This window comes from Microvirga brassicacearum (assembly GCF_008757455.1).
Taxonomy (GTDB): Bacteria; Pseudomonadota; Alphaproteobacteria; order Rhizobiales; family Beijerinckiaceae; genus Microvirga; species Microvirga brassicacearum.
In genome coordinates this window covers 108807-132370 of the sequence record NZ_VCMV01000025.1, presented here as the reverse complement: position 1 = coordinate 132370, position 23564 = coordinate 108807, and the positions used below count along the sequence as shown (strand labels likewise).

Annotated in this window: 19 protein-coding genes; 4 read left to right on the top strand and 15 right to left on the bottom strand. The window is 63.4% G+C overall.

Annotated features, from left to right (window positions below; genetic code table 11):
* Nucleotide 1: 1 nt before the first annotated feature.
* On the top strand, nt 2–670 hold the full coding sequence (locus tag FEZ63_RS16380; protein ID WP_150946396.1) for an HAD family hydrolase: 669 nt from the start codon (nt 2–4) through the stop codon (nt 668–670).
* 87 nt (nt 671–757) lie between these two features.
* Here the strand turns inward: FEZ63_RS16380 and FEZ63_RS16375 are convergent, their stop codons facing one another.
* The 5 genes from FEZ63_RS16375 to FEZ63_RS16355 all read right to left on the bottom strand — a co-directional run bounded on the left by FEZ63_RS16375 (nt 758) and on the right by FEZ63_RS16355 (nt 7232).
* Nucleotides 758–1921 (bottom strand): iron-containing alcohol dehydrogenase, encoded by a 1164-nt coding sequence (locus FEZ63_RS16375; RefSeq protein ID WP_420846289.1) that lies wholly within the window; start codon nt 1919–1921, stop codon nt 758–760.
* 8 nt (nt 1922–1929) lie between these two features.
* The gene (locus tag FEZ63_RS16370) at nt 1930–3324 is read right to left on the bottom strand and encodes an aldehyde dehydrogenase family protein (RefSeq protein WP_150946392.1); all 1395 of its coding nucleotides are present in this window, start codon (nt 3322–3324) and stop codon (nt 1930–1932) included.
* Nucleotides 3325–3334: 10 nt separating this feature from the next.
* Nucleotides 3335–4705: a glutamine synthetase family protein gene (locus FEZ63_RS16365; RefSeq protein ID WP_150946390.1), complete on the bottom strand. Its 1371-nt coding sequence runs from the start codon at nt 4703–4705 to the stop codon at nt 3335–3337.
* Nucleotides 4706–4850: 145 nt separating this feature from the next.
* Nucleotides 4851–6386 carry an amino acid permease gene (locus FEZ63_RS16360; RefSeq protein WP_150946388.1) on the bottom strand — a complete coding sequence of 512 codons (1536 nt, stop codon included), beginning with the start codon at nt 6384–6386 and terminating at the stop codon, nt 4851–4853.
* A 63-nt stretch (nt 6387–6449) separates the two neighbouring features.
* Nucleotides 6450–7232, bottom strand: a complete 783-nt coding sequence (locus FEZ63_RS16355; protein WP_150946386.1) for an N-formylglutamate amidohydrolase — start codon at nt 7230–7232, stop codon at nt 6450–6452.
* Between the two features lie 131 nt (nt 7233–7363).
* Between FEZ63_RS16355 and FEZ63_RS16350 the strand changes: the two genes are divergently transcribed.
* On the top strand, nt 7364–8233 hold the full coding sequence (locus FEZ63_RS16350) for a MurR/RpiR family transcriptional regulator (protein ID WP_150946384.1): 870 nt from the start codon (nt 7364–7366) through the stop codon (nt 8231–8233).
* Nucleotides 8234–8330: 97 nt separating this feature from the next.
* Here the strand turns inward: FEZ63_RS16350 and FEZ63_RS16345 are convergent, their stop codons facing one another.
* The 5 genes from FEZ63_RS16345 to FEZ63_RS16325 all read right to left on the bottom strand — a co-directional run bounded on the left by FEZ63_RS16345 (nt 8331) and on the right by FEZ63_RS16325 (nt 12267).
* The gene (locus FEZ63_RS16345) at nt 8331–9392 is read right to left on the bottom strand and encodes an AbrB family transcriptional regulator (RefSeq protein ID WP_150946382.1); all 1062 of its coding nucleotides are present in this window, start codon (nt 9390–9392) and stop codon (nt 8331–8333) included.
* Nucleotides 9393–9504: 112 nt separating this feature from the next.
* On the bottom strand, nt 9505–10707 hold the full coding sequence (locus FEZ63_RS16340; protein ID WP_150946379.1) for a pyridoxal phosphate-dependent aminotransferase: 1203 nt from the start codon (nt 10705–10707) through the stop codon (nt 9505–9507).
* Nucleotides 10708–10810: 103 nt separating this feature from the next.
* Nucleotides 10811–11245 (bottom strand): large conductance mechanosensitive channel protein MscL, encoded by a 435-nt coding sequence (gene mscL, locus FEZ63_RS16335; protein WP_150946377.1) that lies wholly within the window; start codon nt 11243–11245, stop codon nt 10811–10813.
* Nucleotides 11246–11302: 57 nt separating this feature from the next.
* Entirely contained in the window at nt 11303–11827 is a 525-nt protein-coding gene (locus FEZ63_RS16330) for a VOC family protein (protein WP_150946375.1), read from the bottom strand.
* 11 nt (nt 11828–11838) lie between these two features.
* Nucleotides 11839–12267: a DoxX family protein gene (locus FEZ63_RS16325; protein WP_150946373.1), complete on the bottom strand. Its 429-nt coding sequence runs from the start codon at nt 12265–12267 to the stop codon at nt 11839–11841.
* A gap of 91 nt (nt 12268–12358) precedes the next feature.
* On the opposite strand from FEZ63_RS16325, the gene FEZ63_RS16320 reads away from it, so the two are divergent.
* Nucleotides 12359–13273 carry a LysR family transcriptional regulator gene (locus tag FEZ63_RS16320; RefSeq protein ID WP_150946372.1) on the top strand — a complete coding sequence of 305 codons (915 nt, stop codon included), beginning with the start codon at nt 12359–12361 and terminating at the stop codon, nt 13271–13273.
* Between the two features lie 71 nt (nt 13274–13344).
* Nucleotides 13345–16854, top strand: coding sequence for a PAS domain-containing hybrid sensor histidine kinase/response regulator (locus FEZ63_RS16315; protein ID WP_150946370.1), 3510 nt, complete (start codon nt 13345–13347; stop codon nt 16852–16854).
* A gap of 5 nt (nt 16855–16859) precedes the next feature.
* Here the strand turns inward: FEZ63_RS16315 and FEZ63_RS16310 are convergent, their stop codons facing one another.
* From FEZ63_RS16310 to FEZ63_RS16290, 5 genes are all read right to left on the bottom strand, one after another.
* Complete coding sequence (locus tag FEZ63_RS16310) at nt 16860–17504, bottom strand: 2-hydroxychromene-2-carboxylate isomerase (RefSeq protein WP_150946368.1); 645 nt, start codon at nt 17502–17504, stop codon at nt 16860–16862.
* 128 nt (nt 17505–17632) lie between these two features.
* Nucleotides 17633–18139: a DinB family protein gene (locus FEZ63_RS16305; protein WP_150946366.1), complete on the bottom strand. Its 507-nt coding sequence runs from the start codon at nt 18137–18139 to the stop codon at nt 17633–17635.
* Between the two features lie 65 nt (nt 18140–18204).
* The gene (locus FEZ63_RS16300; protein ID WP_150946364.1) at nt 18205–20415 is read right to left on the bottom strand and encodes a 3-hydroxyacyl-CoA dehydrogenase NAD-binding domain-containing protein; all 2211 of its coding nucleotides are present in this window, start codon (nt 20413–20415) and stop codon (nt 18205–18207) included.
* A 20-nt stretch (nt 20416–20435) separates the two neighbouring features.
* Nucleotides 20436–21644, bottom strand: a complete 1209-nt coding sequence (locus tag FEZ63_RS16295; RefSeq protein WP_150946362.1) for an acetyl-CoA C-acetyltransferase — start codon at nt 21642–21644, stop codon at nt 20436–20438.
* A gap of 114 nt (nt 21645–21758) precedes the next feature.
* On the bottom strand, nt 21759–23549 hold the full coding sequence (locus FEZ63_RS16290) for an acyl-CoA dehydrogenase C-terminal domain-containing protein (RefSeq protein ID WP_150946360.1): 1791 nt from the start codon (nt 23547–23549) through the stop codon (nt 21759–21761).
* Nucleotides 23550–23564 lie beyond the last annotated feature (15 nt).

The following is a 23564-nucleotide window of genomic DNA, read 5'->3' as shown; positions in this document are numbered from 1 at the left end:
CATGACGCTGAAAGCCCTGATTTTCGACATGGATGGCACATTGGTCCACAGCGACCCTGTCCATCTGCGCGCTTTTGCGGAGGTTCTCGGCCCCGAAGGCGTGTCGATTGACGACGAGGTCTATCGCAACACCATCATCGGCCGCACCAATGAGTCGATTTTCGCAACGCTGCTGCCCGGCCGGCCTGTCACGGATCACGAAACGTTCGCGGATCTGAAGGAGGCTGCCTTTCGCCGATTGGCCTCCGACCTCAAGCCGCTCGAGGGGCTTCTCGATCTGCTCGACTGGGCCGACCGTTACACGGTCAAGATTGCCCTCGTCACCAATGCGCCGAGCCTCAACGCCTCCCATATGCTCGACACCATGGGCTTGACGGACCGCTTTACCGTCAAGATCACCCGGGATGATGTGAGCCGCGGGAAGCCGGATCCCCTTCCCTACCTCACCGCACTCGATCGACTCGGGCTCGCGGCGGACCAGGCGATTGCGTTCGAGGACTCTCCCTCCGGGATGAAAGCCGCAAAAGGCGCGGGGCTCTTTTCCTTTGGAATCCTGACCGGATTGACCGCGGCCGACATGACGCGTGCCGGGGCCGACATCACGATCCCGAACTTTCAGAGCAAGGCCCTGTGGGACGTTCTGGCGAAGCGTCTCGGCACCGCCACGTAATCGCTCGCGGAGTGGACGGCAAACATCGCACCGCTGGTCAACCCAGCGGTGCCGTCTCTTCAGCGCTCGTTTCTGATGCTCCGGGACTTACACTCGTCCAGCGAGAGCGTTTTCATAGAGCTTGCGTGCACTGTCCTTGTTGATGGGAACCGGGTTTCCGCCGGCTGTCGGATCCTGCGGCGCCATGGTGGACATTTCGTCGAAGCGCGTATTGTCGACCTTGAGGCCTTCGAGCGTGTGCGGGACGCCCAGATCCTTGCGCAGCTTCAGCACCCAATCGAGAAAGGCCTGGAAGGTCGGCTCCAGACCGATATAGGCCGCCAGTCGTTCGATCTTTGGCGCGATGACTTCGCGGTTATAGACCAGCACATACGGCATGAAGACCGCGTTGGTGAGGCCGTGATGCGTATCGTAGAGCGCGCCGAGCGGATGTGACAGCGCGTGGATCGCGCCCAGGCCTTTCTGGAACGCGGTCGCACCCATGGCGGCCGCCGACATCATGTTGGCGCGCGCTTCGATGTCGTTGCCGTTTTTGTAGGCGCGCGGCAGGTATTCCTTCACGAGCCGGATGCCCTCGACCGCGATGCCATCCGCCATCGGGTGATAACCCGGCGCGCAATAGGCTTCGATGCAATGGGCCAGGGCGTCGAGGCCGGTGCCTGCGGTGATGTGAGGCGGCATGCCGACGGTGAGTGCGGGATCGCAGATCGTGATCTTCGGCATCATCAGCGGATGGAAGATGACTTTCTTGGTGTGCGTCGCTTCCTGCGTGATGACGCCCGCACGTCCGACCTCGGCGCCGGTACCTGCCGTCGTCGGCACGGCAATGATCGGCAGGATGCCTTTCGGGTCGGCGCGGGTCCACCAGTCGCCCACATCCTCGAAATCCCACATCGGGCGGGTCTGCCCGGCCATGAACGCGATGACCTTGCCCGCATCGAGCGCCGAGCCGCCGCCGAACGCGACGACGCCGTCATGCTTGCCGGCTTTCAGCGCCTCGAGGCCCTTGTAGATATTCGTCTCGACCGGGTTCGGCTTGATCTCGCTGAACAGCGCGGCCTTGAGACCGGCGGCTTTGAGCTGGTCGAGCGCCGCTTTCGTCATCGGCTGCGTTGCAAGAAACGGATCGGTCACGATGAGCGGAGCCGAAAGACCGACAGCGCGGCACGCTTCCGCGAGTTCGGAAATCCGGCCGGCGCCGAAACGGATGGGGTTCGGGTAGTTCCAGTTGGAGCGTGGAGAAGCGGTCATCATCTGTCTCAAATGTCGTGGCGCAGGTGGAAGGATTTCGGGCGGGTCAGTGATTCATAGGCCAGTCGCGACAGGCTCGCGCCGCGTCCCGTCTCCTTCACGCCGGTCCAGGCGAGCGCGGGATCGAGATAGTCGCAGCGGTTCATGAAGACGGTGCCGGTCTCGAGACGATCGCCGATCGACTCGGCTGCATCCACATCCGAAGTCCAGATCGCGGCCGAAAGACCGTAGGGCGAATCGTTCATGAGACGAATCGCCTCCTCGTCGTTCGCCACCTTCATGATGCCGACCGTGGGGCCGAAACTTTCGTCACGCATCACGCTCATGGAATGATCGACTCCGGTCAGCACCTGCGGCGCCAGATAGGCGGTGTTGCCGACATCCGCGGCGAAGCGGGCCGTGTCGATATGCGCTTTTGCGCCCTTGGCGACGGCCTCGGCATTTTGCCCTCGCACCAGATCGGCGAAGCGTTTATGCGCCATCGGGCCGAGCGTGGTCTTTTCATCAAGCGGGTTGCCGAGAACGTATTTGTTGACCAGCTCGACGGCGCCCACGACAAACGCGTCATAGTGTTTCTCGTGCACGTAGATGCGTTCGATACCGCAGCAGCACTGGCCCGAATTGAAGAAGGCGCCGTCGACGAGGTTCTCGATCGCATGATCGATATTCGCATCGGCGCGCACATAAGCCGGGTCCTTGCCGCCGAGTTCGAGGCCGAGCGAGGTGAATGAACCGGCCGCCGCGCGCTCGATCGACCGCCCGCCAGAGACCGAGCCGGTGAAGTTGCAATGGTCCACGAGACCGGCGCCGAGAATGCGGCTTGTCTGGTCGTGGCTCAGCACGAGATTCTGGAACAGGCCCTTGGGCAGACCCGACCTGTCCGCCGCCATCTGGAAACGGTCGCCGGCGAGCAAGGTCTGGGAGGCATGTTTCAGCAGCACCGCGTTGCCCGCCATCAGCGCCGGCACGATGGTGTTGATCGCCGTGAGATAGGGGTAGTTCCACGGTGCGATCACCAGCACGACGCCAACGGGCTCGCGCTTGATCATGCGCCGGAAGCCGGCCTTCTGGTTCTCGGCCGGAATCGGCTTGAGGCTGTCTTCGGCGATGCGCATCATGTAGCGCGCGCGCTCTTCCACGCCGCCGAACTCGCCGCCATAGCGCACCGGACGGCCCATCTGCTGGGCGATCTCGGGCACCACTTCCTGGTTCATCGCCAGCAGCGCATCGAGAAAGGCGCCAACCTTGGCCGCGCGCTCGGCGATCGGCACGGCGCGCCAATCCTTCTGTGCTTTTCGCGCTGCGGCGATTGCCGCATCGATGGCGCTCTCGGCCATGAGGGATCGACGAACCAGCTCGCGTCCGTCGATCGGGGAAATGCAAACGATATCGGTTTCAGCCATGATGATGCTTCTAAATGATCTCTAAATAGCGAGCGAGTTGCCAATCTGTAACGGCCTTGCGGGCTTCGCGCTCCTCCCATTCGCGCGTTGCGACATAATGGTCAACAAACGTGTCGCCAAACAGCTCGCGTGCGGGTTTCGAAGCCCTGAGGCGCCCTGCCGCTTCGCCGAGCGAACGCGGCAGCGCACGCTCCTTCGGATGCTCCACCGCGTAGGCATTGCCCTGAATCGGATCGCCCGGCTCGATTCTGTTTTCGATGCCCCACAGGCCGGAACCGATCGCGGCCGCGAGCGCGATGTAGGGATTGATGTCTGCTGCCGCCACGCGGTATTCGACCCGCTGCGATTTTTCCGAACCCGGAATGACCCGCAGAGCGGTCGTGCGGTTTTCGACGCCCCAGGCGGAATCCGTCGGCGCCCAGAAACCGGGAATGAGCCGCGTGTAGCTGTTGACCGTGCACGCCACCATCGCGAGCGTTTCGGGCATGAGCTGCTGCTGTCCACCGACGAACCAGCGCATGGCGTCGGACATGTGGTGGGGCGCGGAGGCATCGTAGAACGCGCCCTTGCCGGTCTTGATATCGCGCAGCGAGGTGTGCAAATGGCCGGATTGTCCGGGCCAGTCGCGCGACCATTTTGCCATGAAGGTCGCCATCCAGCCACGTCGCTGCGCGAGGATCTTGGTGAAAGTCTTGAACAAGGCCGCCTTGTCGGCGGCTTTCAGCGCATCGTCGACGCGGATGGCTGCCTCGAGAACGCCCGGTCCAGTTTCCGTGTGCAGGCCCTCGATCTCGAAGTCCATCTTGTGACCGAGATCGAGAAGCTCATGATAAAAATCCGAGTGGACGCCGGAGCGCAAAACCGAATAGCCGAAGAAGCCCGGGGTGATCGTCTTCAGGTTGCGATAATTTTTTTCACGCACCGAATGCGGCGTCTCGTCAAAGACGAAGAACTCGAATTCGGCCGCAGCCGACACCGCGAATCCCATCTCCTCCGCCTTCTTGAGCACCCGCCGCAGAACACCGCGCGGGCAGGCCGCCTCCGCATATCCCTCGAACTCCGCCAAAAAGAACGGCAGGTCGTTCTCGAACGGGATCAACCGCATCGTCTCAGGCAGGATGCGGGCGGCGGCGTCCGGGTAGGCCGTATGCCAGCCGGTGAGCGTCGTGTTGTCGTAGAGCTGATCGTTGGAATCCCAACCCAGCACCACATCGCACATGCCGAAGCCACCGGTCAGCGCGGATTCGAACTTGTCGCGCGCCATGTACTTGCCGCGCATGATTCCATCGATATCCACGATGCCGATCTTGACGAACGGCAGATCGCGGCTTCGCACATAGGCTGCCGCATCAGCGGCCGTTTTGATCTTGGGAGTGTTCATGCGGGCAACCTGACACGCTAGGGAAATGGGAGCGCGCGAGGCGCGCTCCCGGATTGCACGAGATCACGGTGAGCTTGGACCAGTTGGTCCGAATTCACGGAACGTGATCGATTTCAAGAGTCTGGAGCGCTTTCGGCATCGCGCCCTAATGACTCTTGTATTCGGACTCGCCCTTGGTCAGCGCAAACTCTTCCTCCGGCGAGAGGATGAGCTTGTGCCGGCCCCAGAGCAGGAAATACGCCATCATGATCGCATAATAGATCACGACACCGATCACGCCCGCCCGAAACACCGGATCGGTCAACTGGAAGTACAACGTCACGGCCGCGATGATCATGCAGATCGCCGCGCCCGCGATACCGAAAGGACTCGTGTAGGGCCTGTGGAGAAACGCGAACTTCTTTTTCAGGACGATGTAGGACATGCCCTGCATGAAGTAGGCGAGCATGGCGCCGGCGACCGCCATGTTGAGCAAGGTGCCGCCGATGGCGGCGCCGCCCGCATCCGCTCCGAACGAGAACCAGGTGATTATCATCACCGCAAGTCCGAGAACCGCGCCCGCGATCAGCGCCACGTGCGGCGATTTGCGCGTGCCGTGGGTCACGGACAGGAAGGCCGGAAAATAGCCCGCCCGCGAGAGCGAGTAGATCTGCCGGCCATAGGCGAAGATGATCGTATGGAACGATGCGATCAGGCCGATCACCGCCACGGCCGCGAGGATCTTGGCGATGTCCGAGCCGAACAGGGCGCGGAAACCGTCAAGCAGCGGCTCCGTCGATTTGGCATAGCCAACGGCGCCCGCCTCGATCCCGGTGTTCAGGAAGATCACCAGGAACGCCGATACGATCAGCGTCAGGATGCCGGCGATGATTCCCTTGGGCATGTCCCGCTGCGGATCGTGCGATTCCTCCGCCGCCAGCGGCAATTGCTCGATGGCGAGAAAGAGCCAGACGGCAAACGGCAAGGTCGCGAAGATGCCCGCAACGCCGAAGGGCAGGAAAGGCCCGCCGCCATTGGGGAGTTCGACGCCGCCGGGGCCCATGTTGAGCGCCCAGCGCGAGAAGTCGAACTTGCCGGAGAAGATCACCGACAGGTAGAACACCGCAAGACACGCAAGCGCCAGAACCGTGACCGTCACCGTCACCTTGAACGACAATTCGACACCAATGACGTTCAGGCCGACGAACAACGCGTAACAGACGATCCAGTAAACCGGCTGGAAGCTCGGATCCGTGCCGAAGATCCCGGTCAGATACGAACCGATAAAGAACACGATCACGGCCGGCGTGAGCACGAACTCGATGTTTTCAGCAATGCCCGTGATATAGCCCGCCCATGGACCCATCGATGTGCGGGCGAACGAATAGGCGCCGCCGGTATGCGGCAAAGCCGGCGACATTTCGGCCAGCGAGAATGTCAAGCCGAGATACATGATGGCGATGATGATGGTCGCGAAGAACATCGAACCAAAGCCTTGCGAGAGGCCAAGATTCCACCCGGAGTAATGCCCGGAGATAACCGCGCCGACGCCCAGCGCCCAGAGCGACCACACGCGGGCATACCGCTTCAGTCGCCTTGCCTCGAAATAGGTGTCGTCAACCGTCGTATAAGTAATGCCCGCAGCACCTTGGGTGCCTGCGGGCGGGGCGTGAACCCCGGCACTTCCCTGTCCAACCGTCATGAAACTTCCTCCACGAAGTCATCTGTTCAAAGAGCCACGGCGCACCCTGCGCCATGGCCGCTGTCACGACGTCGGCACCCCGTCCCTCAACAGGGGTGCGAGACGATTCGACCACGACGATTGTCCGTTTTCTGTGCGGATCAGGTCGTTGCGGATCTCGATCATCAGCGGCGCCAATCCGCGCCGTACTGCATGGCGCTCAAGGGTGTGAAACACCCGATCGGCCGGTGAATAGGGTTCGTTCATGCCGATCGTCAGCCTCGCATCGCGCTTCAAGCCCATCTCGACGGTGCGCGCATAGCGCGCATCCGCATCGAAGATCAGGCCGATATCCCACGGGCGGGGAACGTCGCGATAGATCGGCGTGAAGGAATGAACGGAGACGACAGCGCGCAGCCGCCCTGAGGCAAGGCGCATCTCGGCGAAGGCGTCGACCTTCCCGTGGAACGCCGCGTAAACTTCGCGCGCCCGAAACGCGCGCTCCGCCGGGTCGAGATCGAGATTGCCGGGAATCGTCGTGCGCTCGCTGACCGTCGGGATGGAATCAGGCGCCGACGGGTCGCGATTGAGATCGAGGACAAGGCGTGACACGGTCGCGTGAACGAGCGGCGCATCGAGCAGCCGCGACAACCCGCGCGCCACCCCGAGCGCGCCGGGATCCCACGCGATATGGCTTTCGCGCTCCGGCAGCCCGAGACCCAGATCCCCGTAACGCGCCGGAATCGCATTCGATGCATGCTCGCAGATCAGCAGGATCGGCGACTGCCCGTCAGGATTCTCAACCCGGGTGACCGGACCCCAGCCCGCGCTGGTCCCGGCATTGTCGCCGCGACTTGGATCCGACATGCGGTCTTCCATCTGCTCTCCGGCTGGTGGGCTACCTTGAACGTCCGGTACGTAAGTTCTCGTTTTTCTTATTCTGGAATTTTTGATACAGGTTTTGGCGTCCGTCAAGGATGGCTGTGGATAGAACCGGTATGAGCGACAGGGCGCGGACGATTTCGACAGATGCATCGAGCCTCGCGGAGCGCATTCGCAACGACATGCAATCCTTTACGCCAAGCGAAAAGCGGGCTGCTCACGTCCTGCTCAGCCACTATCCTTTTGCGGGTCTCGACACGGTTGCGGAATTCGCCGCCCGCGCCGGCATCTCGGCCCCGTCGGTGCTTCGGTTCGTGACCCGACTCGGTTTTGGCGGATTTCCGGATTTCCAGAAACACCTGCGCGAGGAGCTCGAGGCGCAGTTGCTCTCGCCCCTCGCCAAGGCCCATCCGCCAGCGCGCGGCCACGGAGCGCCTGCCCTTGCGTCATTTGCGGACGCCGTGGCCGCCAATCTGCGGGCAACGGTGGAGAACATCGCGCCGGCCGAATTCGACTCGGTGGTGACCCTGTTGAGCGAGCAGCGCCGGCACCTGCACTTTACCGGCGGCCGCTTTACCGGCGCCTTGGCGCGCTACGCCGAGAGCCATTTTCGCATCGTGCGCAGCCATGTGGACTTTATCGACGGCCAACCCGCCCATTGGCGCGACCGCATGATCGAGATCGGCCGGAAGGACGTCATCGTCGCCTACGACATCCGCCGCTACCAGGAGGATGTGATCGCCCTCTGCGAGACCGCCGCCAAGCAAGGGGCGACGGTGGTTCTGCTGACCGACCCCTGGCTGTCGCCGATCGCCCGCGTCGCCAGCCACGTGCTGCCCGCGCATGTGACGGCACCATCCAACTGGGACTCCTCGGCGGGCCTTCTGCTCCTCACCGAGGCCCTGATCGCGGCCGTCACGAAGCGCCTGTGGAACAGCGCGAAGCCGCGCATGGAAGCGGTGGAGCGGCTGCGGGGCAAACTCTAGAGTCGGATTCAGTTTCTTCGAATCTGATCCGGCTCTATCGCTTTGCTTTGGCGCATGATCTCTCCGTGAACCGGTATCCACTTCGCCGGATCAGGCTCTAGGTGATGATGTCACGGCTCTTGGGCCGGTCGCGGCGCTGAAGCCACGCCACGACGAACGGCACCGTGAGGCCGATGCCCACGAACCTGACCAGATGGTGGATGCCCACATAGAGCGGATCGAGACCCAAAATCAGCGCCAGCACCGTCATGGCCTCAAGCCCCCCGGGCGCAAAGGCGATCAGGCTGTCGGCGAACGTGACGCCGGACGCCCACGAAGCAAGAATTGCGAAAGCGGCGGCGATCCCCATCCCTATGGCAAAGGACGACAGCCCGGCCATGAGCGCCGGCCGGATGGTGGCGGGATCAAGGTTGCGGAAACGCTCGGCGATGAAGATTCCGATCAGGACCAGACCCATCGTCGCGATGACGGGCGGAATGACGCCGCTGGCGAATTCGGTTGCGTGGCTGATCGTGCTCACCAACGTCGCGCCGAGCAGGATGGGCGCCGCCACGTTCAGCCGGGCCAGCAATGTGCCGATCACCAGACCGCCAAGAAGCACGAAAGCCATGGAGCCGGGGCTTTCGATAGGGAGCCCCTGCCCGATCAGCGCTCCCGTATGCACGCCGCTCCCGGACAGCACGATCGCGCTCGGCAACAGAGCGATCAGCGCGAAAAGCCGCATGTTCTGAACGATCGCGATGGGCCCGACTGACGCATTGCGGTCGGCCGCAACCGCCATGACGGTTGACAATGCGCCGGGGACGGAAGCCAGCACCGCATCATCCTTGCGCCAGCCCGAGACCCGGGTCAGCCAGAATGCCGACCCTGCCGAGATTGCTACGACTCCAATGACCAGAAGCAGGAGACTGGCCGGATAGCGCGAAATCGCCGCGATGGCAGCAGGCGTCACGGCGGCGCCCATGGTGGCGCCCGACACCAGCATCGCCAGATCCGTGAGCGCCTTCGGCATGAGCACGGCCCATCCGGTCAACCCCCACAGCACCACCGCGATAGCCGAGCCCGACAACCAGGCGGCGGGAACGCCGAGGCTGTGAAAGAGGAGGCCGCCGAGGCCGGCGACAAGGATCTGGGCCAAGTGAGCGAGGATGAGGCGCATGGACAAATGGATGCGGCGCGGGAAAGTCCGCGCGCGCTCATTGGACCGCCCCGCGCCAATGGTCAAATGCGTGGATTGCGCAGGTGCCCTGCGGTTGTTGAGTCGGAAGGTTTCAGCTCGCTAACCCTGGCAGCGCAGCTGTGATCCGCTGAACCGCCTCTTCGAGGATCTGCGGATTGCGCGCGTAGCACAGCCGCAGATAGCCTTCGCCGGCTGCACCGAACGCAGTGCCGGGCGCGAGGCCCACATTGGCCTCGTCGATCAAGCGGGTGGCGATTTCCTGCGAACTCCTGCCGCCCTTCACTCTCAGGAAGGCGTAGAATGCGCCGCTCGGCGGCGGCAGGTCAACGAGACCCGAGTGTGTGAGGCGACTCACGATGTCCCGGCCCTGCCGCGCGCGTTCGATCTGATGCGCGACGAAGGCCTCGCCCTCGTCGAGGGCTGCGACGCCACCGCGCTGAACAAAGACCGGTGTGCCGGAATTCTGGTACTGGATGAGGTTCTCGATGACCTGGCCGAGAGCGGGCGCCGCCTCGACCCATCCGAGCCTCCAGCCGGTCATCGCCCAGTTCTTGGAGAAGGTCTGCACGAAGAGCACGCGATCCTCGGGCGTCATCACGTCCCGGAACGACGGCGTCCGCCCGTCGATGGTGAGCGCCGGATCGTAGACGAACCGTCCATAGATCTCATCGGCGATGATCCAGATGTCGTGACGGCGGGCCATGTCGAGCACGGCTGTGAGATCCGCAAGGCTTGCCGTCCAGCCGGTGGGATTGGCCGGGGAGTTGATGACGAACGCGCGGGTGCGGGGCGTGATGGCCTGCTCCAGCCGCTCGACGTCGAGGGACCATCCCGCTTCGCTGAAATTCATCGGCACGCCGACCGGACGCGCGCCCGAGACGGTGATGGCGCCCGCAAAATTCGGCCAAGCGGGGGTCGGGATCAGCACCTCGTCGCCGGTTCCCGCCACCATGCGAACGGCGATCTGAGCCGCCGGCATTCCGCCCGACGTGACGAAGAAGCGCTCGGCATCGACGGGCCTGCCATAGAGCCGCTCATGATAGCGCGCGAGGGCCTGGCGCAATTCCGGAATGCCGCGCTGATACGTATAGAAGGTTTCGCCGGCCGCGAGAGAGCGAGTCGCAGCCTCGCAGATGAACGACGGGGTCGGCAGGTCTCCTTCGCCCACCCACAAGGGGATCAGGCCCTCGCGATGGCGGCCGTAATTGAAGACATCGACGATTCCGCTGGTTGGCGCCTGCTCCGCCTCCGGGCGAAGATGCAACGACGAGGAAATCGGCAGGGTCACGTTCATCGGAAGCTTCCTTGAGACAGGCGTGCGCTACGCCTGTTTAAGCCAAGTCAGCCGCCGATATCCATCAAAAGAAAACCGCCAATCCATCGCCTTCAGTGATCAGTTACACCGTGCGGCCGGTCTTCAGAAGGTCCCGAATTTCGGTGAGGAGTTTCACGTCGGCCGGGGTCTCGGGCGATTTGTCGGCAACTGCGGCCTTGGCGTCTTCCTTCCGTTTCATCCTGTTGATCGCCTTGACCACGATGAACAGCACCCAGGCGATGATGAGGAAGTTGATCGCGATGGTGAAGAAGTTGCCCCAGGCGATCACCGCTCCCTGGGCCTTCGCCTGTTCGAGAGACGTTGCGGTGACGTTCGCTGAAAGCGGAATGAAGTAGTTCGAGAAGTCGAGGCCGCCGGTAATCGCTCCGATGATCGGCATGAAGACGTCGCCGACCAGCGAGTCGACGATCCTCCCGAACGCCGCGCCGATGATCACGCCGATGGCAAGATCGACCACATTCCCACGAAGTGCGAATTGTTTGAACTCGTTCAGCATCCCCAGGCCCTCCCCCGCAGCGGCGATGACCTAAAGCTGGACAAAATTCGGCCTGCGTCAAGCCTTGCGGTTTGCCAGCAATTCCTGAAGGTCCAGGCGCTGCGTGTGCATCTGCAGCTTGCCGTCGGGGGTCCTGGGCCATTCGGCCTGCGGACGGTCCCAGTACAACTCGACGCCGTTCTGGTCCGGGTCGCGCAGGTACAGTGCCTCGCTCACGCCGTGATCGCTCGCCCCGTCGAGAGCGATCCCGGCCTCCGCCAGCCGGCGGAGCGCGTCCGCGAGGGCCGCCCGCGTCGGGTAGAGAATCGCCAGGTGATAAAGGCCTGTCGTGCCGGGAGGCGGCGGCGAGCCGCCCTTACTCTCCCACGTATTGAGGGCGATGTGGTGGTGGTACCCACCCGCCGAAATGAACGCGGCCTGCGAACCGTAGCGCTGCACCAATTCGAAACCGAGCACACCGCAATAGAAGGCGAGCGCGCGATCGAGGTCGGCCACTTTGAGGTGGACATGGCCGATCGTGACGCCCGGATCGATGGGGCGGTGATGGTCGGCGGAACCGGTAGACGCGGCGGTCGAAGCCATGGCCATGTCCCTTATGCGGCGGAGAGCGGACGGGACAGTCTCGCCGATCCGGAGCGAACCGCATAGGCCCCGTCCCCAAGCAGGGCCTGCGCCACCAGCGCGACGATCCACAGGGCGAGATATTCCCAGCCGCCCTTCGGGTTGGTGAAGAAGAAGCCTGCCGGGCCGTGCACCGTGACGATCGCCCCGACGAGAACCGGAACGAGGGCCAGCGCCACCCAACGGGTGTGGAACCCGGCAATCAGGGCCGCGCCACCAACCGCCTCGACGAGGATCGTCAAATAGGCGAGCGCGGGCGGCAGGCCGAGCGAGCCAAAGAACTGCGCCGCCCCGGCGGGCGTGAACACGAAGACCTTGAGCCCTGCATGGGCCAGAAAAAGGATGCCGAGCGTGACACGAAGGATGAGGGCGGCGTAAGGGGCGGTGCGGGTGTCGATCATGAGACTTCCTCCAGTTGAGAAATCCTATCGCCTCAAACTGAACGCGTGATAATCTCTCCTTCTGGATATCAGCTCACACTGCGAGATTGAGATGCTCGACCGCGTCACCAGCATGCAGGTTTTCGTGCGGGTCGCATCGCTGGGCAGTTTCTCGGCTGCCGGCCGGGCGCTCGACCTGTCCCAGACCATGGTCACCAAGCACATTGCCGCCCTCGAGGCACGCCTCGGCATCAAGCTGCTGCATCGTTCGACGCGCAAGCTCGTGCTCACGGAAGGCGGTCGGACATTCCTGGCCGCCAGCGAGCGCATCCTCGCCGAAATCGACGAGGCCGAGGCCTCAGCAAGCCTCGACCGGGTCGAGCCCCGCGGCACCCTGCGCCTCAATGTTCCGCTCACCTTCGGTTTTCGCGAGGTTGCGCCCGCCCTCGCCGATTTCAGCCGTCTCTATCCCTCGGTGACGGTCGATCTCGGCCTTGCGGACCGCTATGTCGATCTGATCGACGAGGGATGGGACGCGGCCATCCGCATTGGGCGGCTGCAGGATTCGAGCCTGGTTGTCCGCAAGCTCGCACCCTGCCGGATCGTCGTCTGCGCGGCCCCCGCGTATCTCGAGCGCCGCGGCAATCCGCGGACGCCCGAAGACCTGACGCAGCACAACTGCCTCGGCTACACATTGCCGACCGCCGTGAGCGCCAGCCGGTGGGTTTTCGGCGAGGGCGGCGGGAACATCGTGCCGATTGCGGGAAATCTCCGGGCCAATAACGGCGACGCCCTTCTGGCGGCGGCCGTTGCGGGTCAGGGGCTCGTTTATCAACCGACTTTTCTGGTCGGCGACAGCCTCCGCGACGGCACCCTCGTTCGCGTGCTTTCGGACTACGCTGTGCCGGAATTGGGGGTCTACGCCGTCCTCCCGTCGGGACGCCAGGCGCCCGCGAAGGTGCGGGTGGTGATCGACTTCCTGGCCGCGCGGTTCAGTCCGTCGCCGGAATGGGATCGCGGTCTGTGACACAGGGCCCTTGTGGCGTTTGCCATCGCGAACCGATAGTCTGAAACCTGATTTTGGTTGAGGAACACGGCATGGTTGCCGGCTGGGCGGTATTTTTATCGGCGCTCGTCTATCTGTGCCTGCTTTTCGCGGTTGCGTATTGGGGCGACAATAACGGCCAGCGGATCGTCAAGGGACCGGCGCGCTCGACCATCGCGGCGTTGTCCCTTGCGGTCTATTGCACATCCTGGACGTTTTTCGGCTCCGTCGGGCTTGCCAGCCGCTCGGGCTTCGACTTCCTGACGATCTATATCGGCCCGATCCTCGTCATCGGTCTCGGGCACGTTCTCATCACCCGCGTCGTCCGCGTCGCCAAGACCCAGAACATTTCGTCGATCGCCGATTTCGTGGCGGCGCGCTACGGCAAGAGCGAGCGCGTCGCCGCCATCGTGAGCCTGATCGCGCTGATCGGCTCGGTCCCTTACATCGCGCTGCAACTCAAGGCAGTGTCTTCTTCGCTCAACGTGTTCCTCACCGCCGCGACGGGGACGGCCACGCCGCGTTTTCCCATTTTCGGCGACCTGGCGCTGATCGTCGCGCTGGTGCTTGCAGGATTCGCGGTCGCTTTCGGGACGCGTCACACCGATGCGACGGAGCACCAGGACGGCCTGATGATGGCGATCTCGCTTGAATCGGTCGTCAAGCTCATCGCGTTCCTGATGGTCGGCAGCTACGTCACCTTCGTGATGTTCGACGGCTATGACGACATCGTCGCGCAACTCAACGCTCGCGGAGTCAGCACAAGCCTGCTTGAACGCACCTCCGGCTTCGGCAGTTTCATCACGCTGATCCTGCTGTCGAGCTGCGCCGCCCTGCTGCTGCCGCGACAGTTCCACATGACGGTGGTCGAGAACCGCGCCATTGAGGACGTGAGGCGGGCAGCCTGGCTTTTCCCGCTCTATCTCGTCCTCATCAACATCTTCGTCATCCCGATCGCCCTCGGCGGCATGTTGATATTTCCCAGCGGCACGGTCGATCGCGACATGACGGTGCTCGCACTCCCGTTGTTCGATGATGCCGGCGTCATCGCCATCATTGCGTTCCTCGGCGGGTTCTCGGCCGCAACCGCCATGGTGATCGTCGATTCAGTTGCCGTCGCGATAATGATCTCAAATCACCTCGTCATGCCGATCGTGTTGCGCCGACGCGCCTTCGCGGGCGTCGATCTCGGCGGCTTCGTGATCGGGGTCCGCCGCATCTCCATCGTCATCGTCATTCTCCTCGCCTACGCGTATTATCGCGCCTCCGGCGAGGCCGCCCTGGCGTCGATCGGGCTCCTGTCATTCGCCGCCATCGCCCAGATAGCGCCGGCATTTCTGGGTGGGCTGATCTGGTCGCGCGGTACCGCGCTTGGCGCCAGCGTCGGCCTGGTGGTCGGGTTCGTCACCTGGGCCTACACGCTGCTGCTCCCCAGCCTGGTGTGGGACGGGGTTTTCTGGTCCGACGTGGTCGTGACGGGACCGTTCGGCATCACCGCGCTCAAGCCGACCTCGCTTTTCGCCGTCGACCTGCCCCAGCTCACCCACGGGGTCGTGTGGAGCCTGACGCTCAACATCCTCACCTACATCGTCTTCTCGCTGTGGCGGCCGGTCACCGCCATGGAGCGCATCCAGGCGAATGTCTTCGTCGGCGAGAGCGACGTTTCGGTTGCGCCGAGCTTCCGCCTGTTCCGCCCGAGCGTCACCGTGGATGAATTGCGGGCGACCGTGGCGCGCTATCTCGGCGACGAACGCACCACGCGTTCCTTCGAGGGTTTCGCCCACAGCCGCGGGCAAGCGCTCGATCTCCGCGCGGAGGCGGACGTCCATCTGCTGCGCTATGCGGAGCATCTTCTGGCGTCGGCCATCGGTACTGCCTCGTCGCGTCTGGCGCTGTCGCTCCTCCTGCGCCGGCGTGCCGTTTCGACGAAAGCCGCTCTCCGGCTCCTCGATGACGCCTCAGCCGCAATCCAGCACAGCCGCGATCTGCTCCAGCACGCGATCAATTACGCCGAGCAGGGCATCACCGTGCTCGATCGAGATCTGCGCCTGCTCGCCTGGAATCAGGCCTTCGTCGATCTCTACGAGCTGCCGCCCAATCTCGTGCGCGTCGGCGTGGGGATGGACAGCATCATTCATTTCAACGCAAGCCGTGGCTCCTACGGTCCCGGGGCCGTGGAAGAACTGGTCGGCGCGCGCATCCACGCGTTCCTGCACGATCTCGAACCTGCCCGTCTCCGGCTGAACCCTTCCGGGAAAGTGATCGAGATTCGATCGAACCAGCTGCCGGATGGTGGTCTCGTCACCACCTACACGGACGTGACCGACACTGTCGCGGCTGAGGAGGAAAGCCGCCGTGCGAACGAGACGCTGGAGCAACGGGTACGCGAGCGCACCGAACAGTTGACCCGGCTCAACGAGGCACTGACCAGCGCCAAGGCCGATGCGGACGAGGCGAACATTTCGAAGACGCGGTTTCTCGCGGCCGCCAGCCACGACATTCTGCAGCCCCTGAATGCGGCGCGCCTTTACGCAAGTTCACTCGTGGAACGCGACAAAGATGCGGGCGATGCGACGCTAGCCGAGAACATCGACGCGTCGCTCGATGCGGTCGAGGAAATTCTCACCGCTCTTCTGGATATCTCGCGTCTCGACACCGGCGCGATGAAACCGCAATGGTCGAGTTTCCGCATCGACGAACTGTTTCGTCAATTGCAACGGGAATTCGATCCGATTGCCCGCGAGCGGGGCCTTGATATCAGGTTCGTGCCGTCCTCGCTGACGGTTCGCTCGGACCGTCGATTGCTTCGCCGCCTGCTGCAGAACCTGGTCTCCAACGCCATCAAGTACACCCCCGCCGGCCGCGTGATCGTGGGAACGCGCCGACGCGGATCCCATCTCATTCTCGAGGTCTGGGATACCGGCCTCGGCATCCCCCCTTCCAAGCAGCGCATCGTCTTCCGCGAGTTTCAGAGGCTGGACCAGGGTGCCAAGGTCGCCCGCGGCGTCGGTCTCGGGCTTTCGATCGTCGAACGCATCTGCCGCGTCCTCGGTCACCCGGTAACCCTGCGGTCGGAGGCCGGGCACGGGTCGGTATTCCGGGTCGACGTGCCGGTCGTCGCCGCATTGCCCGCCTCCGCTTCCCCACCCGAGCCGCCCAAGCCGCCGGTGACGGTGTTGGCGGACCTGCGCGTTCTGGTCGTCGATAACGAGCCGGCCATCCTGGAAGGCATGCGCCTGCTGCTCAGCGGCTGGGGCTGCGAGGTGTGGGTTGCCGCCGATCTCGATGGCGCCCAAGAGGCGATCAGGACACACAAGTTAGCGCCCGACGTCATCATCGCGGATTATCATCTCGACGAGGGCGATGGTCTCGATCTGATCAGGATTCTGCGCTGGAAGACCGAAGTGACCACGCCCGCAATCCTGGTCACCGCCGACCGCACGCCGACGGTTCGCGACGCCGCCGCCGAGATGCACGTGCACGTGCTCAATAAACCGCTGAAGCCCGCCGCCCTGCGCGCCTTGCTGACCCAGTGGCGTGCGACCCGTCTGGCCGCCGAATAGCCCGGCTACGAGGCGGTCTCCCGGTTGACGTTGTTCGGCCGAAAAGCCGGACGGCCACTCCTCAGCGCATCGTCGAGCAGATCGAGCCGGTCCTGTCCCCAGAACACCTCGCCGTCGAGCACATAGGCCGGAGACCCGAATACATCCGCCCCAACAGCGTTCTCGAGATTGATCGCGTAGAAGGCCTCCGCGGTGCTGCCCTGGGCGATTTCGAGCATGGAGCCGGCATCCATTCCGGCTTCCTCCGCGAGTTCCTGCAAGACGCCGACGTCACCGAGATTACGATCATGTTCCCAGATCGCCGCGTAGGCGAGCCTGAGGAAGGGATCGGGATCCTGGTCCGCCACCGAAAGGGCGATGATGCAGCGATCCGCAAGAGTGACGTCGAACGGCCAGTATTTCGGCTGAAGATTGAAGGCAAGGCCCCTCTTCTGGCGCCAGCGTTGAAGCTCCACCAGCCGATATCGCTGCCGCGCCGGGTGACGCTGGGCCAAGGGCAGTCCGCCCGTTTCAGCAAAGACGCGTCCCAGGAAGACGGGCTTGTAATTGACCTCGAGCCCATGCCGCTGGACGATTTCCATGAAAGGCAGGTGGCCGATATAGGCCCAGGGGCTCATGAGGGAAAAATAGTAATCGATCTTGCGGGGCATGGGCGGATTTCGCTTCTCTGCTGAGCGGGCGTCGTCGCAAGTCTGGCCCATCGGCGGCGGTTCTTCAACGCCTGTTGGACCGTGGAAGGCGGAAGCACCCTTGGTCGCCTCCCTGGCGACCCGCAGAATCACACGGCCGCGTTTCGCTGGCGCTCGAACCGGATGAGATCCAGCGACGGCGCCTCATATCCCAGTCCGGTCAGCATGCAATGAACCTGCCCGCGATGGTGGGTCTGATGGTTGAAGACATGAAACAGCGCGGGGGCGAGCGGTTCCTCCACTTCCGTGGGATCGGAAATCATGCTGTAGCGGAAGCGTCGGGCCATGGCCTCCTCGGTCAGCCCCTGCGCGTAGGCGAGGATGCGAGCGTCCTCCGCTTCCCGCGCATCGCGAAGGTCTGCAAACGAATCGAACAGGATCGCATCCAGGCGCGTCGGCACATCGCCCTCGCCGGTGAAGCGCTTCATCCAGATGCGATCGGTTGCCAGCAGATGATTGAGCGTTCCATGGATCGACTTGAAGAACGCGCCGCGATCCGCTCGATATTCCGCATCGCTGAGATGTGAGACGGCATCATAGATCCGCCGATTGCACCAAGTGTTGTATTCGGCCATTCGCCGCAGATGCGATTTCATAGGGTGCTCTCGTCAGCTTGGATGCTGCACCAATGCGCAGCATCCTTCCGTGGGCAAGGGATGGTTCAGGCTGCTTTCTTCTTGCGTTCCGCCTGGCTGTAGAATGTTTCGCCCGAACTTGCCATGTCCAGCACGATCTTCGGAGGCGCAAAGCGATCTCCATATTTGCCCTGCAGCTTCCGGCACAGTTCCACGAAGATCTTGGCGCCCATGAAGTCGATATAGGAGAGGGCCCCGCCGGTGTAGGGCGCGAAACCGAAACCAAGGATCGAACCCACATCGGCCTCGCGCGGATCGGTGATGACACCCTCCTCCACAGTGCGCGCGGCCTCAAGAGCCTGCGTCACCAGAAGGCGCTGCTTTAATTCCCCCATATCGAGCAATTCGGCATCGAGATGCTTCGTCTGCAACGCGTCCAGACCGGGCCAGAGTCGTTTCGAGCCGCCTTCCGGGTAATCGTAGAAGCCCTTCTTGTTCTTGCGACCGAAGCGTCCCTCGGCTTCGACCAGCTGCGTCAGCAGCGCCTCCTGCTCGGGCACGATGGCAGCGTCGCCGAGCTGCGCCTTGGTTGCCTTCAGGATCTTGAGGCCGAGATCGACGCCGACCTCGTCGTTGAGCGACAGCGGTCCCACCGGCATGCCGGCCTGCTTGCCGGCATTCTCGATCATCGCCGGCGGCACGCCTTCGACAAACATCAGGTGCCCTTCGAGGATGTAGGCCAGCACGCAGCGATTGGCGAAGAAGCCGCGTGAGTCGTTCACCACGATCGGAGTCTTCTTGATGGCGCGCACATAATCCAGCGCCGTTGCGAGCGCCTTGTCGCCGGTCTCCTTGCCGAGGATGACCTCGACCAGCATCATCTTCTCGACGGGGGAGAAGAAGTGGATGCCAATGAATTGATCGGCATGTTTCGAATGTTTTGCCAGGTCGGAGATCGGCAGCGTCGACGTGTTCGAGGCGAAGATGCAATCCGGTCGGATCGCGGCTTCGACCTTCTGGATGACCTCGGCCTTGACCTTCGGATCCTCGAACACCGCCTCGATGACGAGATCGCAATCCTTCAAGTCGTTGTAATCGGCGGAGGGCGTGATGCGCGCAAGGAGCGCGTCCCGGTCGGCCGTCTTCGCGCGCCCCTTCATGATCTGGTCGGACATGAGCTTGTGCGAATGCGCCTTGCCCTTCTCCGCCGCTTCCATGTCGCGGTCGATGAGCACGACGGGGATGCCCGCATTGGCCGTCACATAGGCGACGCTGGCGCCCATGAAGCCCGCGCCGACGATGCCGACCTTCTTCAACTCCGTCGGCGGCACGTCCTTGGGACGGCGCGCGCCCTTGTTCAATTCCTGCATCGACAGGAAGAGCGTGCGGATCATGGCCGCTGCTTCCTTCGAGCGCAGGATTTTCGCAAACCAGCGCGACTCGACGATCAATGCCTGATCCATCGGGAGCTGGAGCCCCTGATAGACGGCCTCGAGAATGGCGTAGGCGGCCGGATAGTTGTCTTGCGTCTCGCGCCGGTAGATGGCGTTGGCGGCGGGCCAGATCTGCATGCCGGCTGCGGAATAAACCTTGTTGGAGGGCAGCTTGAAGCCCTTCTCGTCCCACGGCGCTACGGCCGATCCGCCCTGCTTGATCCAGTCCTTCGCCACCTTGACGATCTCGTCGCGCGGCGCAACCGCATGGACCAATCCCATGTTGCGCGCCATGAGCGGCCGATGCTGCTCGCCCTTGAACAGCATCTGCAAGGCGTCGCCGGTCGGCATCAGGCGAGCGACGCGCTGCGTTCCCCCTGCGCCGGGAAACAAGCCGACCTTGATCTCAGGCAGCCCCACGCGCGTCGCATCGTTGTCCGCTACGACGCGAAAGTGGCACGCGAGCGCCAACTCGAAGGAACCGCCCAGACAAACGCCGTTGATGGCGGCGGCAAAGGGTTTGCCGCAGGTCTCGAGACGTCGGTACAGGTGCGACAGCTTGCGCGATTCATCGAAGAAGAACCGCATGGCCTCCTCTTCGTCTTTCTCTTTCCTGAGGCGCCCATACTCTGCACCGAGCCCTTGCAGCATGGCGAGATCGGCGCCGCCGGAAAACGAATCCTTGCCGGAGGTGATCACGCAGCCCTTGATGGCCCCATCCGTCGCAACGGTCTCGACGATCCGGGACAACTCGTCCATGACCTCCGGGGTGATGACGTTCATCGAGCGATCCGGCATGTCCCATGTCACGAGAGCGATGCCGTCTTCGTCGAGGTCGAAGCGGAAATTGGTGAATGTCGTCATGATCGTTCTCCCGCCTCGCCTTATACGCGCTCGATGATCGTTGCCGTGCCCATGCCGGCCGCAACGCACAACGTGATCAGCGCCGTTTTCTTGCCCGTCCGTTCGAGCTCGTCGAGCACCGTGCCGAGGATCATGCCGCCGGTTGCGCCGAGCGGGTGACCCATGGCGATGGCGCCCCCATTGACGTTCACCTTGCTTGGATCGAGCTTCATCGCCTGCATGTAGCGCAGGACGACGGCCGAGAAGGCTTCGTTGATCTCAAAGAGATCGATGTCGTCCGTCGTCATGCCGGCTTTCCTGAGCACAAGCTCGGACACCTCGATCGGTCCCGTAAGCATGAGCGCGAGATCGGAGCCCAACGACGCGAACGCCTTGATCTTGGCACGCGGCTTAAGGCCGGCTTTGCGTGCGCCCTCTTCGCTGCCGACGAGAACCGCCGACGCACCATCCACGATCCCCGACGAATTGCCGGCATGGTGGACATGGTTGACGAATTCCACATCCGGATGGGCCGCGATCGCCACCGCGTCGAAGCCGCCCATCTCGCCCATCTGGACGAAAGCGGCCTTCAATTGGCCTAGCGACTGCATGTCGGTCGAGGGCCGCATATGCTCGTCCTTGGCCAGAATGGTAAGGCCGTTGATATCCCGGACCGGGATCACCGACTTGTCGAAACGACCCTCATCCCAGGCCCGCGCCGCGCGCTTCTGCGACTCGACCGCGTAAGCATCGACATCGTCACGGGAGAAGCCGTATTTGGTCGCGATCAGATCAGCCGAGATCCCCTGCGGCAGGAAATAATTGGCGATCGCGACGCCGGGATCGACCGGCCACGCGCCGCCCGATGCTCCCATGCCGACACGGCTCATGGATTCGACGCCGCCGCCGATGGCAACGTCCTTCATCCCCGCCATCACCTGCGCGGCCGCGAGATTCACTGCATCGAGGCCGGAGGCGCAGAAACGATTGATCTGCACGCCCGGCACTTCCTTGCCGAAGCCTGCCTTCAGCACCGCCGCGCGGGCGATGTCGCCGCCCGCTTCGCCGACCGGATCGACACAACCGAGCACGACGTCCTCGACGAGTTCGGGATTGAGGTCGTTGCGTCGGCGAATGGCATCGAGGGCCGTGACCGCGAGATCGACGGTCGTGACCTCATGCAGCGCACCATCGGCCTTGCCGCGCCCGCGGGGCGTGCGAACCGCATCAAAGATGTAGGCTTCAGGCATAGGGGCCTCCCGGGGCTTTTTTCATCGTACCGGGCCCGCCAAGCGAAGCCCGGGATTGTCTTCAGAATAGGGCACTCGCCGGCAGCGGCGACTCCGGCCGCGCTGCTCGTCGGTTCAAAACGCTTCCATCGGCATCGCCATGGTGACATCTGCGCCGGTGGTGATGCAAGCAAGGCGCGAGGCGGTGTCGGGCATCAGGCGTTCCATGTAGAACCGTCCGGTGAGAAGCTTGGCATCCATCGCCGCCTCGTCGCCCTCGCCGCGCGCTTTCGTGTCGATCGCAGCTCTTGCCATTCGGCCCCACATATAACCCATGGCGACAAGGCCGAAGAGGTGCATGTAGTCGGTGGCGCCGGCGCCGGCATTGTCCGGCTTCGCCATCGCATTCTGCATGAACCACATGGTCGCCTGCTGCAGATCGGCGAGCCCCTTCTGGAGCGGAGCAGTGAAGGCAATCATGCCCTCGTCGTCGGCGTTTTGCTGGCAGAACGCCGCGACTTCGTTGAAGAAGGCCATCATGGCGCGGCCGCCATCCTTGCCGAGCTTGCGGCCGACGAGGTCCATCGCCTGGATGCCGTTGGCGCCTTCGTAAATCATGGCAATCCGGGCGTCGCGCACGAACTGCGACATGCCGGATTCCTCGATGTAACCATGCCCGCCAAACATCTGCTGCGCCTTCACCGCATTGTCGAAGCCGAGATCGGTCAGGACGCCTTTGGCGACAGGCGTCATCAGGCCCATATGGTCCTCCGCGGCCTGGCGTTCGGCGGCGTCTGACGAGCGGTGGGCGACATCGCTTTTGAGCGCGGTCCAGACGAGAAGCGCGCGCGCCGCCTCGTTGAAAGCCTTGATGGACAACAACGTACGGCGCACGTCGGGATGGACGATGATCGGGTCCGCCGGCTTGTCGGGGAATGCCGGGCCCGTCAGCGCCCTGCCCTGCAGCCGCTCCTTCGCATAGGCGACGGCGTTCTGGTAGGCGACCTCGGATTGCGCCAGACCCTGTACGCCGACCGCGAGCCGGGCCTCGTTCATCATCACGAACATGGCGTTAAGCCCGCGATTTTCCTCACCGATGAGCCAGCCCTGTGCGCCATCGTAATTTATCACGCAGGTGGCGTTGCCGTGAATTCCCATCTTGTGCTCGATGGAGCCGCAGGAGACGCCGTTGCGTTCACCCGGCACGCCGTTGCTCACGCTGAATTTCGGCACGACGAAGAGCGAAATGCCCTTCGTGCCTTGGGGAGCGCCCTCAATGCGAGCGAGCACGAGGTGAATGATGTTCTCGGCAAAATCATGCTCGCCTGAAGAGATGAAAATCTTGGTGCCGGAGATGGCATAGGAGCCATCGCCGTTCGGCACGGCCTTGGTCTTGAGAAGACCCAGATCCGTGCCGCAATGGGACTCCGTGAGGTTCATGGTGCCGGTCCAGGTCCCCGCCACCATCTTGGGCACATAGGTTTGCTTCACATCCTCGGACCCGTGCTGCAGCAGGGCCGCGATGGCTCCCTGGGTGAGGCCCGCATACATGGCGAGGGCGAGATTGGCGGAGGACTGGAATTCCTGCAGGATCACGTTGAGCGTCGTCGGCAGGCCTTGCCCGCCGAAAGCCTCGGGCATGGAAAGGCCCATCCAGCCGCCGGCTACATAGGCGTCGTAGGCTGCCTTGAAGCCCTTCGGCGTCGTCACCGACCCGTCGGCGTTCCGGACGCAACCCTCCTGGTCGCCCGGCAGATTGAGCGGTGCGAATACCTCCTCGCAGAGTTTCGCACCCTCGGTCAGGATCGCCTCGACCGTCTCGGGGGATGCATCGGCGAAACCCGGAAGGTTGTTGTGCCGTTCGATGGGGAAAACGTCGTTCAGAAGAAACATGACGTCGTCAACGGGCGCCTTGTAGACGGGCATGGAGCATCTCCCACA

Bases quoted from the DNA above. Each gene is read 5' to 3' on its own strand.
- FEZ63_RS16380 (WP_150946396.1), top strand. From the start codon at position 2: ATGACGCTGAAAGCCCTGATTTTCGACATGGATGGCACATTGGTCCAC.
- FEZ63_RS16350 (WP_150946384.1), top strand. From the start codon at position 7,364: ATGAGCGACAGGGCGCGGACGATTTCGACAGATGCATCGAGCCTCGCG.
- FEZ63_RS16305 (WP_150946366.1), bottom strand. From the start codon at position 18,139: ATGAAATCGCATCTGCGGCGAATGGCCGAATACAACACTTGGTGCAAT.
- FEZ63_RS16360 (WP_150946388.1), bottom strand. From the start codon at position 6,386: ATGACGGTTGGACAGGGAAGTGCCGGGGTTCACGCCCCGCCCGCAGGC.
- FEZ63_RS16345 (WP_150946382.1), bottom strand. From the start codon at position 9,392: ATGCGCCTCATCCTCGCTCACTTGGCCCAGATCCTTGTCGCCGGCCTC.
- FEZ63_RS16375 (WP_420846289.1), bottom strand. From the start codon at position 1,921: ATGACCGCTTCTCCACGCTCCAACTGGAACTACCCGAACCCCATCCGT.
- FEZ63_RS16315 (WP_150946370.1), top strand. From the start codon at position 13,345: ATGGTTGCCGGCTGGGCGGTATTTTTATCGGCGCTCGTCTATCTGTGC.
- FEZ63_RS16290 (WP_150946360.1), bottom strand. From the start codon at position 23,549: ATGCCCGTCTACAAGGCGCCCGTTGACGACGTCATGTTTCTTCTGAAC.
- FEZ63_RS16295 (WP_150946362.1), bottom strand. From the start codon at position 21,644: ATGCCTGAAGCCTACATCTTTGATGCGGTTCGCACGCCCCGCGGGCGC.
- FEZ63_RS16300 (WP_150946364.1), bottom strand. From the start codon at position 20,415: ATGACGACATTCACCAATTTCCGCTTCGACCTCGACGAAGACGGCATC.
- mscL (WP_150946377.1), bottom strand. From the start codon at position 11,245: ATGCTGAACGAGTTCAAACAATTCGCACTTCGTGGGAATGTGGTCGAT.
- FEZ63_RS16325 (WP_150946373.1), bottom strand. From the start codon at position 12,267: ATGATCGACACCCGCACCGCCCCTTACGCCGCCCTCATCCTTCGTGTC.
- FEZ63_RS16310 (WP_150946368.1), bottom strand. From the start codon at position 17,504: ATGCCCCGCAAGATCGATTACTATTTTTCCCTCATGAGCCCCTGGGCC.
- FEZ63_RS16370 (WP_150946392.1), bottom strand. From the start codon at position 3,324: ATGGCTGAAACCGATATCGTTTGCATTTCCCCGATCGACGGACGCGAG.
- FEZ63_RS16355 (WP_150946386.1), bottom strand. From the start codon at position 7,232: ATGTCGGATCCAAGTCGCGGCGACAATGCCGGGACCAGCGCGGGCTGG.
- FEZ63_RS16320 (WP_150946372.1), top strand. From the start codon at position 12,359: ATGCTCGACCGCGTCACCAGCATGCAGGTTTTCGTGCGGGTCGCATCG.
- FEZ63_RS16340 (WP_150946379.1), bottom strand. From the start codon at position 10,707: ATGAACGTGACCCTGCCGATTTCCTCGTCGTTGCATCTTCGCCCGGAG.
- FEZ63_RS16365 (WP_150946390.1), bottom strand. From the start codon at position 4,705: ATGAACACTCCCAAGATCAAAACGGCCGCTGATGCGGCAGCCTATGTG.
- FEZ63_RS16330 (WP_150946375.1), bottom strand. From the start codon at position 11,827: ATGGCTTCGACCGCCGCGTCTACCGGTTCCGCCGACCATCACCGCCCC.